The sequence below is a fragment of the Paenibacillus sp. JJ-100 genome, assembly GCF_948329825.1.
Classification (GTDB): Bacteria; Bacillota; Bacilli; order Paenibacillales; family Paenibacillaceae; genus Paenibacillus.
The window spans coordinates 1361608-1373242 of sequence record NZ_CAOJCM010000001.1 but is presented as its reverse complement, the minus strand read 5'-3'; the positions used below and the strand labels follow the sequence as shown (position 1 = coordinate 1373242).

Sequence of the window (11635 nt, the reverse complement as noted above, 5' to 3'; positions counted from 1 at the left end):
TTATTTTCTACTTTTTTTACCAATCCACTTGTTCAAAACGATATCTTTGTAATCGAACTTTGTTTATGACTCGTAATCTCTCGAAAAACTCTGATGAAGTGGAATTCTCACCACAACCTGTTGTAGACTGACTATACGTTTGTTTTCCAGAACGGATTTAAGGGATAGCAGATTAGTGTAATAATTAATAGAATCCATAGTAGAGGGGAATTATCATGTTTAAAAAAACTTTAAAAGACGCTGCGATAACAACAGCAGTTATCTATGTATTGAATATTTTGATTAAGCTTATTTCTAATCCGACTTCTTTAATAGAAATATTTGAAGCTGGAGTCTGGGCAGGGGTAGGCGTGATAGGAAGTTCTCTCATCTTTTTGTACGTTCTTATTTTCTTCGTATTTACGATAGGGAAAGCAATTATGAAGGCCAGAAAACAATAGAATTGTTACAAGTTTCGAGTAAATAATTACATAAATAAGAGACTATATTATACATGTCTATATAACGATAATGGTTTAGTTTAGGCAGCAGCTGCCCTTTGGTTAACCTGTACACCGCAAGTCATTCCCTTACGATAACCTGCGGTGATTCAGGCTGTTATGCAGATTAAAGCCGAATACCGCGCATTGTAATTTCTTGCTTCTTTTACGTTTCTTAAGATCCTTCTGCAGCTTTTCTTCCCATAGATATCGATAGCTGGACACTGATCATAAGTACAACAATCACCAGCATCGCAATAATCGAAGCGTTAAAATGTCCACTGAGATCGAAGATCCACCCGATGACTAGCGGCCCGAAAGCCCCCATGGTGTATCCCCCCATCTGTGACATTGCGGCCCAGGTCCCCGCCTCCTCAACCGTATCTGTTTCCACTATAGGCAGCATTAGAGCCAGAGGAAATAATCCACCTGCACCTATACCCAGAAAAAGTACAGCTGGCAGCATTGGAACAGGTGACAACAGTAATGCGAGACCTATAAGTTCAGACACACTGCACAAAACCAGCCACATTTTAAGCTTCCCTGATCGATTGACTAGGTTCGGAATAAGCAGCGCGACAGGTACTTGAATCAGTGTAAACAGAGTAAGAAGCATCGCTGAATATTGCGAACTATAACCAAAGCTTAGAGCAATTGGGGATATCCAGGCAGTCAAGCTGTAAAACATGCTGGACATAAAGCCAAAGAATAAAGTGATTTGAATTGCCTTTTTGTTCCCCAGCGGCAATCGGAGACGTTGGGTTGTACTCCCAGAAGTTTGTCTTTTTCGAATGAACGCGATCCAGAAGATCAGAGCCACAACTCCCAGCACAGCCCAGCAGGATAGAGCGAGTAAAAAATTATGTTTACTCTGATTATAGATGGGAACGGTCAATCCTGAAGCCAGTGCGGCTCCAACTGTCATGGAGACAGAGTAGATACTAACCATACCGGGACTACCTGGAAAATACTTTTTGATAAAGCTGGATAACAGTGGGCCAGCAAAACTGATGCCGATTCCACCTACCAAAGCTGTAGCAAGCAGTATGGTAACCGTCACATCGACAGCGCGAAGTGCAGTGGCCAACGTGATGAGAAGCAGCGATATGAAAAGAGTTCTTTCCAGACCTAACCGCTGATTGAGCCTCGTGGCTACAGGCGCAAAAACTCCCATACACAGGACAGGCAGTGTTGTTAAAAGACTGGCTGTCAATGCGCTTATACCTAACTCGGATTGTATTACACCGATCATGGATGCCGCGGAGGTAATGATCGGACGCAAGTTCAATGCCGCGAGAAATAGAGCCAATGCATAGAATGATTTTTTCACCATTCTCCCCCTCCTCATTCTTATTGAAGTAACTTCGAGTATACATTTGCCCTATTCATTGATCAATCCAATAATTAATATTATTATGATAGTAAAATACTATCGTTTATGAAGGAGAAAAAATGGATACCCGGAATATCACCTATTTCATGGCTGTTTATGAGTATCTTCATTTCACGAAGGCTGCCGAGAATTTGGGCATTTCCCAGCCCACGCTGAGCCAGCAGATTCGTCTTCTTGAGGCAGAAGTGGGTATGCCCCTGTTCGACCGGATTGGCAAAAAAGTCGTGGCAACTGAAGCTGGGAGACTACTTCATCAATATGGTATGAAAATGCTTCAAGCTGAACTAGATGCAAAAAATGCGATTAAAGAGTTGTTATCGGAAAAGCGTGGAACGGTTCGGCTGGCTGTACTGCCCTCTGATCTTGATTTTCAGCTCGTTCCGCTCTTTGTTGAATTCAAAACGTTGTACCCTGACACCAAACTACAGGCATTCTCAACGATCTATGTGAGAGACGAAGTTCTGGCCCATAAAGTGGATCTTGGTGTTGGGCTGCGTGGTCCTGTAGATAAACGGCTAGTTCAGATTCCACTGGGAAGTGAGCCTTATGAAGTGTTTGTTCACTCATCAAGTGAGCTGGCGAAGAGACGAGAAATCACCCTCGAAGAATTGACACAGCTTGCTCTGGTTATGTATCCGAAAGGATATATCGGCAGAGACTTGGTAGATGAAGTATTCCGGGAACAGGGCTTGGAATTAGCGACCGTTATGGAGGCAGGGTCCGCCTCCTCGCTGCTGCAGCTTGTTGCTGCTGGCATAGGTGTCACTATACAGCCGAGAGGGTTGTTGAAGCAGCATCCGGGATGGGAAGATATCGTAACGATACCGATTGCCGGACCTGTACCTGTTCGCCACATGGAACTGACATACTATGCAGACCGATTTATCAGCAAAGCACAGCAACAGTTGTCAGCCTGGCTGATTGAATTTTTCAAATCCAGAGCAGAATGAGATGCTGCATTCCCCTGATCAGCTGGGACGTGGTTTCAATACGCGATAGCATTAGCTTTAGCCTTAGCCAAGTCTGCGAGTCTAATTAATTCTGTTTCTAATGGGATAATTATTTTATTCGGCATTCCACCACGCTTGCTCGCAAATGTAATTCCTTAACTTATATCGAACTGTTATACAGTGTACTCTACATGCCCTTCAACAAAATGTTGATACAAAGTTAACCCTCCGTATCAACATTTTTTCTGGTATGTATGTTGGGGTGTCCGTAAGCACGAAGGAAGACTTGTACCCCTCCAGAGATGATCTGTTTGATTTGTTCATTCTGCGAAGTGCGCTGATTAAATACCAATAAGAACGTTAATGCAGCGAAGTGTTTTGCAGCCATTTCAGGATTGGGCACATCCAGCAGTCCGGCTTGACCAAACTCGGTAAACCTCTTGATGATCCCCTCTTCCGTTGCGCTGTCGAGCTTTTCTAAAAACGAGACAGGCAAATTGGCGGCTTCTACCGTAGTTAAACGGATCAGAGCACTGTAATCAGAAGAACCGTTCGCAGAAGCTGCGAATTGTTCACAGAACATGATAAGAGCCTGCTCTAGGTCCTCGAATTCCCAGAGGTAATCTGATATCGCCTGATCGATCATGTCTAGAACTGCCCGGCTGGTTTCTTCCACAACAGTAACCAGTAAGTTCTGTTTTTCACCAAAATAATCATAAACGGTCCTTTTGGAAACTCCTGCTTTTGCTGCGACCGCATCAACGCTAGAACGATCAAACCCATCTGTTAGAAATAATTCTCGTGCTGCCGCAATAATGCTAGCTCTTTTTTCAGAAGAGCCTTTGCGGATTTTTTTGTCTTCTGTATTATCCATCTTATCCATCCTAAGCTTCCCCCCCTATAGGTATACTATCAAAAATGAGTTCCACTTTACAAACTACACTGTACGGTGTAGTGTAGTTATTGTAACCTACATCTTCCCATGTTCAAGGAGGAATCTATTCATGAAAACGCCGGAGTCCTATGTTGATGTTCTTATTGTTGGGGCAGGACCAACAGGGCTTACACTTGCCTGCGATCTTGCTCGCCGAAACGTAAACCATCGCATTATTGAACGAAGCACCTTGTATAACACAGCATCTCGTGCCAAAGGAATTCAGCCTCGTTCACTTGAAGTAGTCGATGATTTGGAGGCAATTCGTTACATTATGGACATAGGTGTCGTAGATTTACCTGTTCGTTACTATACAGAGGATGGCAGAAGTCTAGATAAGCCTTCTATTACCGTCACAGCTAGTGCTGAACTTGGATCATCTTACCCGGATCCGGTCTGGATTGCTCAATTCGATGTGGAGAAGGCTCTACGTGACCGATATGTGATGCTTGGCGGTAAAATTGACCTAGGGGTGGAAGCCATAGGACTTGTTCAGGACTTGGAAGATGTACAAGTAACCGTTCATACACCACAAGGAGAAGAGCTAATTCGTGCTCGTTATGTAGTTGGTGCTGATGGTGGCAAGAGTAATATCCGTAAGTTTATTCATCTGCCACTGGTTGGGAAGACACACGACCAGGAGCGGTGGTATCTTGGTGACGTACGATTGGAAGGATTGGATCGTGATCATATCCATATCTGGACTTCTCCTGAGGGGATGCTCGGGGTAACACCATTACCGAATTCTAATATTTGGCAACTGCAAGCTACCATTCCACCACATATCATTGAACCGGAAATTCCGTCGCTAGAAGTGTACCAGACCATGTTTGAAAGGCGGGCAGGTGCTGGATATGTTCAGCTCATAGAAGCCTCCTGGCTGTCCATCTACCGTATCAACGTTCGCATGGTGGAATCTTACCGTGTAGGCCGGGTTTTCCTCGCTGGCGATGCCGCTCATGTTCACTCGCCTGCAGGCGGGCAAGGCATGAATACGGGGATACAGGATGCATACAACCTGGGATGGAAGCTAGCATCTGTTCTACGCGGAGCGAATACCGCCTTGCTTGACACCTATGATGAAGAACGTCGTCTCGTGGCTCAAGCCGTACTTGAGGACAGCACAAACAAGATGGGAACGATTATAGGGACTGCAACCGAACATGCTGCCTTATCTCAATCCTTAAGCACCATATCCGATGATCTGACGAGTGGGCTGCTTGTTTCCTATCGGTCCAGTTCTCTTACGCGTCCTTCTGTTCAAACCAGCTCTACTCGTTCACTACCCGGAGATCGTGCTCCGGATGCCAAGGGCCTGCAAGGTGCAGAATTCAACGGGAGTCTTTTTGACCTGTTACGCGGCACGCACTGGACTCTTCTGGCCTTTGTAGACCGCACAGATCACCCGTCTTTGCAGGAATTCATCTCAGACGAACTCCATGTGCATTGCATTATGCCATCACATGCGGAGGGGACAGAGAGCATAATCGACACGGCAGGAAATGCCTATCGGATCTACGATGTTACACGCGAAACGCTTATATTAATTCGTCCCGACGGTTACATCGCACTACGCATTCCCATGGAGGACAGCGCATGGATTATGCAGTACCTCAACTCTATTTATCATACGAACTAATTTATTAGCAAGTTATCCGGTGCAAGCTCCTAATGCTCAACCTAAAGATGGCCCCCGACAATCAGGAGCCATCTTCTTCATTCTTTACGACAGTGTATAACGAAAATAATCAAAATCGGCATGTTTGCGGCTTCCACCGAGATCCTGAACACAAAGACCAATGTAGGTTCCCGTAAACCGAATGTATTCGGGCGATTCATCACATAGATGCGTAATATCCGTCCACTCACCAACCTGAATCCACGATGATAGGTTATCTTTTAACGTATAGTAAAAGCACGCACGATCATGATCAATAACCGCTTTGAGATGAATCCGATTACCCTGCTGCAATGGAATATCTTCTTCCAAGAGCTCATCATACACCCCATATCTAGACTGAATGATGCCTAGGCACAGTCCTTTTTCTTCATGATACGTCACTCTAAGGTACAGATAGTCCTGAGTGTCGTAATAGAGAATCAGTCCTGCCATCTGCTGGGGATGATCTGGCTCGAATTCCAGACACGTCTCAGCTTCACACTCGAAAGCCTGTAGTCTGCGAGCAAGCATGCTTTGGTGGTGTGTTGAACTCATCGACTCCAATCCATACAGACGTAGGTAACCGGGGCGTTCCGTCAGAGTAACCCAGGTCGGGTCAGGCGGGATACGAAGGGTATTCCAGTCGTGCCGAAGCTCTGTCTCTTCAAAATGATCCATCTCCATTGGTGGTTCGAATGGATGTAATTCAAGCTTTGGGCCTTCCACCTGTAATTCTGGATATCGATCCCCACTCGCAAGTCTCAGCCAACCGTCTTCACTCCAAGCACAGCGTTGTAGTGCTGTCTCACGCCCCAGGATGCAATGTTTGCCCTGAACGGGTCTTCCCACCAGGTGTGCCATGTACCATTCGCCCGTGTGCGTCATAACGAGACTTCCGTGTCCAGCTTTTTGCAGGTCCAAATCCGCCCTCCCTTGTGAAGTGAGTATCGGATTGCTCGGATCAACTTCATAGGGACCTTGTAACGTACGAGAACGGGCAACCGTAACGGCATGCTCATAACCGGTTCCGCCTTCAGCTGTAACCAGATAGTAGTAGCCATTGTGTTTATATAGATGCGGCGCTTCGGTCAGCCCAAGTTCCGTTCCTTTGAAAATGTTAATTGCGGGTCCGACCAGCTTTTGTTCCTGAACCGAAAATTCCTGCAGAACAATGCCTGCAAAGCGATTTTTGCCTTTGCGGTGGTCCCAGATCATGTTGACCAACCATTTGCGCCCATCTTCATCGTGGAACAAGGATGGATCAAAACCGCTGCTGTTCAAATAGATCGGATCGGACCAAGGCCCTTCGATATCCGTTGCTGTCACAAGATAATTGTGAGTATCTTTGAAAGCCCCTACCCTGCTCTTCACATCGGTATATATGAGATAAAACAAACCGTCATCATAACTGAGACAAGGAGCCCATACGCCACCTGAATTAATATTTCCCTTCATGTTTAACTGAGAGATTCGAGTCAGCGGTGAAGGCAGCGCCCGCCAGTGAACCAGATCTCTGGAGTGGTGAATGCGTACACCAGGGAACCACTCGAAGGTGGATGTGGCGATATAATAATCCTCCCCTGCCCGGCATATGGAGGGATCGGGATGAAAACCGGGGAGAACAGGATTCGTGATCATGTGATTGATCGTAGTCATGTAAAGAAACCTCCGGTAAAAAGTAATAAACGTACATCGGTACAGATGAGTCAGCGAATTTGGTGCCAGTATTCCAAGTGTCTCTTTTCATAACCAACCGAGCGCTTTTTTACCAGCTTCCAGCGCAGTGATAATCCGTTCAACATCGTACACGTTGCCTCTCCACGTGCCTCCACTAACAGATTGCAGCGCCGCCCATAAGCGTGTATCATCTGGCAATGCTTCATCTGGCTGCATATCTGGGTGAAACGGCCTCTGGGCCAGAATAAAGGCACCTTCCTCAGGGGAAACCTCCATCCCTACCTCACCCACAAAGTTAATGCTTCCATCCAGCGTGTTTCGATCCACGACGATGTCAATCAGATCACCGTCTCGCAGCTTGCCGATCGGCCCTCCTGCCAGCCCTTCTGGACCAACATGACCAATACATGCTCCGGTAGAGACACCAGAGAATCGGGCATCGGTGATGAGTGAAACGTATTTTCCAAATGAAAGATGTTTGAGTGCAGAAGTAAGCTGATACGTCTCCTCCATACCGGTTCCCGAAGGACCGCGCCCAAGCAGCACGATGATGTCACCTGCTACGATTACGCCTGTCTTGATTGCACGGATGGCTTCACGTTCGGTAGTAAACACCTTCGCTGTTCCCCGATGACGGTATACACCATCTGCATCCAGAACATCCGGGTCAATTGATGTGGATTTGATAACGGAGCCTTCTGGAGCAATATTTCCTGTAGGAAATGTCACCGTCGAAGAGATTCCGAGACGCTGGGACTGCTCTGCATTCATAATGACGCTGTCCGGATCAATTCCGTCCTTTTCCTGAAGCTGCTTCCGCATCATTTGACGACGTTCGGACGACTCCCACCAATCCAGTACGTGACCCAAAGACGCGCCTGTTACTGTCATTACAGATTCATCCAACAAGCCAAGGCGTCTAAGATGAAGCATGACCTCGGGTACACCCCCAGCTTGGAAAACCCGAATGGTCGGGTAATAGATAGGACCGTTCGGCAATGCACTGACCAGTCTTGGAACATGTTTATTGACCTCAATCCAGTCCTGCACATCAGGTAGTGTCAAACCAGCCGCATGAGCAATCGCAGGGATATGGAGCAGCAGATTGGTCGATCCGCCGAAGGCCGCATGCACGACCATAGCATTCCGTATGGAGGCATCGGTAACAATGTCGGCCATACTCATACCTTGGCTCTCCATGCTAATCAGTGCCCGTGCAGATTGCCTTGCCATCTCCATCCAGATGGGCTGCCCCGAAGGGGCCAGCGCGGCATGAGGCACTGTCATGCCCAAGGCCTCAGCCACAACTTGGGCGGTTGCCGCAGTCCCGAGAAACTGGCATCCCCCGCCTGGTGTAGCGCAAGCCCTGCATCCTAACTCTGAAGCCATTTCAAGGGACAACTCTCCATTGGCGTATCTGGCACCGATGGTCTGAATTTTACCTGCGTCCTCCCCATCGGTAGGCGGAAGTGTCACACCGCCCGGAACGATCACGCCTGGCAGATGCGGCATACCTGCGAGGGCAATCATCATGGCGGGCAGCCCCTTATCACATGTGGCTACACCGAGTACACCTTTTCGTGTAGGCAGGGATCGAATCAATCTGCGAAAGACCATTGCAGCATCATTTCGGTACGGAAGTGAGTCGAACATGCCTGTCGTTCCTTGTGACCGACCATCGCAAGGATCGCTGACATAACCGGCAAACGGGATGCCTCCTCGGCTGGAGAACTCTTCTGCTGCTGCCTTCATCAGAAGTCCTACTTCCCAATGACCTGTGTGATAACCAAGCGCTGCAGGACTGCCATCTTCATTCCGGATTCCGCCCTGCGTACTTAGGATCAGATACTGTTTTCCGTTCAAATCTCCTGGCTTCCAGCCCATACCCACATTCTGAGACATGCCGAACAAGTCACCGCTCGGAGCGTTTCGTAGTAAATCATCCGTTAAAGGCAGACGTCCTGATACTCCTGGAGCATGAGCTGTAATTTTGAAAAGGTCAGACTGCTTCTGACTCAGATCCGAAGCCTTTTCACCCGAATCGGATGTTTTTCCCCCTGATACAGACTCATTTTCTCCCATAATCGACTCGATCTGTTCGTACATGAGACCCTCCCTGCAGTTTAAGACTTGACAAAGACTGTTTTGATCGCGGTGAAAAATTCAACAGCCGCTTGTCCCTGCTCTCTGGAATGGGAACTGGACATTTTCATCCCACCGAATGGAGCCTGTAGCTCAACACCAGCTGTTTCTGCATTAATTCTCACAAGTCCGGCATCCATGTCCTTGATAAACGTAAGCATGGACCCGACATTTTGCGTATAGATGGAGGCACTTAATCCATAGTCACTATCATTAGCCAGCGCTATCGCTTCTTCAATGGAATCTACAGGCATTAAGGCGAGTACTGGGCCAAATATTTCTTCCCTAGCTATCGACATATGGGATTCCACACCTTCAAATACCGTTGGCTGTACATAAAAGCCTTCTGCAAGCTCAGGATTGTCCGGTCTGTTTCCTCCAGCCAGCAGTACTGCACCTTCATCCAATCCTTTTTGGATATAGCTGAGTACCGTGTCAAGCTGAGCTTCACTTGCACATGGACCCATCCAGCTTCCAGCAGACATGCCGTCACCCAACCGAATTCCCTCAATTTGCGACAGGAGTTTTTCTTTGAATGCATCATATACTTTTCTTTCAATAATAACGCGGCTAGTGGCCGTACATTTTTGACCCGTTGATTTCAGACCGCCGCTGATGGTCCCCTCTACAGCCAGATCCAGATCAGCGTCTGCTGCGATGATAACCGGGTTTTTGCCGCCCATTTCAAGCTGATATTTGGCTCCGCGTGCAAGTGCAGCAGCTCCCACTCGTTTGCCAACTTCATTCGAGCCTGTAAACGTAATTCCGTTCACATCTGGATGTTCAGCCAGTGCGGAACCGATGACTGAGCCTTTGCCGCATACCAGATTAAGGACCCCTGCCGGGAGACCCGCTTCTTCGAAACATTCTAATACTTTCGCTGCTGTAACAGCTGTTTCCTGAGCCGGCTTCAGAACAACCGTATTCCCATAGATCAGTGCAGGTGCTGTCTTCCAGATCGGAATGGCGACCGGGAAATTCCAAGGTGCAATAACGCCTACAACACCAAGCGGTACACGAGTGGTGAACATCAATGCTTCGCGATCCGTGGACGGAATGACATCACCCGTTTTGCGCATGCCTTCTCCAGCGTAGTATCTCAAGATTGCCACGCCGCGCATCGTTTCTCCTTTGGCTTCCGGGAAAGTTTTACCCATCTCTCTTGTCATCGCTTCAGCTACTTCATCCGCTCGGCGTTCGAGTGCATTTGCCGCTTGAAAAAGATAGTTGCCACGTTCTGCACCCGTTAAACTCCGCCAAGACTTTGCTGCTGTTTTGGCAGCTGCTACAGCATGATTCAGGTCCTCCACGCCAGAGGCAGGCACGTGACCTACGATCTCATTTCGATTCGCGGGATTGAGGCTGGGTTCTGTTTTGTCGGACGCTGCTTTCACCCATTCGCCGTTAATATAATTGTTATAGGTCTGCTCTAACTGAAAAGCGCTCATCGCTTTCATCCTCTCTATTATTGAATTTCAGCTTGAATCGGTAAGATTCAAATAGTAAGAAACTAGTTTGAAATGACCGGATTCACAAGTGTACCAATGCTGCTGATTGATATTTCAATTCGGTCTCCCGGGGCCAGTGTAAAATCATTGGGGGGTACAATATTGGTGCCTGTCAGCAGTACCGTGCCGTCAAACAGATCATTATCTCTTGCCAAAAAGGAAACCAGTTCATCCAGCTTCCGGTTTAACTCCCCCGTACTGGCCTCACTTTTTACAACCACTTCCCCATCACGGTAGATCTCACATACGATGTTGAGGTCATATGGGTTATGTACCGTTTCCGCCAGTCGAATCGCTGGACCGATGGAGCACGAATTGCGCCATATTTTGGCTTGTGGCAGATACAGTGGGTTCTCCCCTTCAATGTCCCGGCAACTCATGTCATTGCCCACAATATACCCCACAATGCTCGCATCGGCGGCAAGCACTAGCCCAAGCTCAGGTTCTGGAATCTGCCAACGGGAATCCGTACGGAGCGTGACGGGTTCATTCGGACCGATCGTTCGTGCTGCTGTGGATTTGAAGAAAATCTCCGGACGCTCTGCATCGTACACTTTATCGTAAAAGGTACTTGCATCCAGTTTGCCATCCGTAGCTTCATAGTTGCGTGCTTCCCGGCTCCGTTGGTAAGTCACACCTGCTGCCCAGACTTCCGGTGCTTCAATTGGATTCACAATATGCAGAGTTGTCCAATCATTCGTCAGTTTGTTTGCTGATTTAAAAGCGCTTTCAACAAGTTCTAGCGGAGTTAATCCCTGCTCTCTTGCTTGATAGATTAAAGTCATGAAATCGGCCTGCGGCAAACGATAGACTTGTTCATCATCCGTTACGGCTGCCAGCCATTTCTGTCCTCGATCCAGAAATCGAATAATTCGCATATAAGCTTGCCCCC

Annotated in this window: 9 protein-coding genes; 3 read left to right on the top strand and 6 right to left on the bottom strand. The window is 47.6% G+C overall.

The genetic code is table 11. The features are described 5' to 3' along the window. The first annotated feature begins 215 nt into the window (after positions 1 to 215). On the top strand, positions 216 to 440 hold the full coding sequence (locus PQG66_RS06325) for a hypothetical protein (RefSeq protein WP_272036244.1): 225 nt from the start codon (positions 216 to 218) through the stop codon (positions 438 to 440). 214 nt (positions 441 to 654) lie between these two features. Here the strand turns inward: PQG66_RS06325 and PQG66_RS06320 are convergent, their stop codons facing one another. Further along, complete coding sequence (locus PQG66_RS06320) at positions 655 to 1812, bottom strand: MFS transporter (protein ID WP_272036242.1); 1158 nt, start codon at positions 1810 to 1812, stop codon at positions 655 to 657. 119 nt (positions 1813 to 1931) lie between these two features. Here PQG66_RS06320 and PQG66_RS06315 point away from each other — a divergent pair, with 119 nt between their 5' ends. Then, positions 1932 to 2822 (top strand): LysR family transcriptional regulator, encoded by an 891-nt coding sequence (locus tag PQG66_RS06315; protein WP_272036240.1) that lies wholly within the window; start codon positions 1932 to 1934, stop codon positions 2820 to 2822. A 220-nt stretch (positions 2823 to 3042) separates the two neighbouring features. On the opposite strand, the gene PQG66_RS06310 is transcribed toward PQG66_RS06315, so the two are convergent. Beyond that, a complete protein-coding gene (locus PQG66_RS06310; RefSeq protein ID WP_272036238.1) occupies positions 3043 to 3705 on the bottom strand; it encodes a TetR/AcrR family transcriptional regulator in 663 nt (220 codons plus the stop codon). Positions 3706 to 3826: 121 nt separating this feature from the next. Here PQG66_RS06310 and PQG66_RS06305 point away from each other — a divergent pair, with 121 nt between their 5' ends. Next, complete coding sequence (locus PQG66_RS06305) at positions 3827 to 5395, top strand: FAD-dependent monooxygenase (RefSeq protein WP_272036236.1); 1569 nt, start codon at positions 3827 to 3829, stop codon at positions 5393 to 5395. Between the two features lie 84 nt (positions 5396 to 5479). Here the strand turns inward: PQG66_RS06305 and PQG66_RS06300 are convergent, their stop codons facing one another. From PQG66_RS06300 to PQG66_RS06285, 4 genes are all read right to left on the bottom strand, one after another. Next, positions 5480 to 7072 (bottom strand): glycoside hydrolase family 43 protein, encoded by a 1593-nt coding sequence (locus PQG66_RS06300; RefSeq protein ID WP_272036233.1) that lies wholly within the window; start codon positions 7070 to 7072, stop codon positions 5480 to 5482. An 87-nt stretch (positions 7073 to 7159) separates the two neighbouring features. Next, positions 7160 to 9199 carry a YjhG/YagF family D-xylonate dehydratase gene (locus PQG66_RS06295; RefSeq protein ID WP_272036231.1) on the bottom strand — a complete coding sequence of 680 codons (2040 nt, stop codon included), beginning with the start codon at positions 9197 to 9199 and terminating at the stop codon, positions 7160 to 7162. A gap of 17 nt (positions 9200 to 9216) precedes the next feature. Further along, on the bottom strand, positions 9217 to 10683 hold the full coding sequence (gene gucD / locus PQG66_RS06290; RefSeq protein ID WP_272036229.1) for an alpha-ketoglutaric semialdehyde dehydrogenase GucD: 1467 nt from the start codon (positions 10681 to 10683) through the stop codon (positions 9217 to 9219). A 62-nt stretch (positions 10684 to 10745) separates the two neighbouring features. Further along, positions 10746 to 11621 (bottom strand): fumarylacetoacetate hydrolase family protein, encoded by an 876-nt coding sequence (locus tag PQG66_RS06285; protein WP_272036227.1) that lies wholly within the window; start codon positions 11619 to 11621, stop codon positions 10746 to 10748. Between the last annotated feature and the right edge of the window lie 14 nt (positions 11622 to 11635).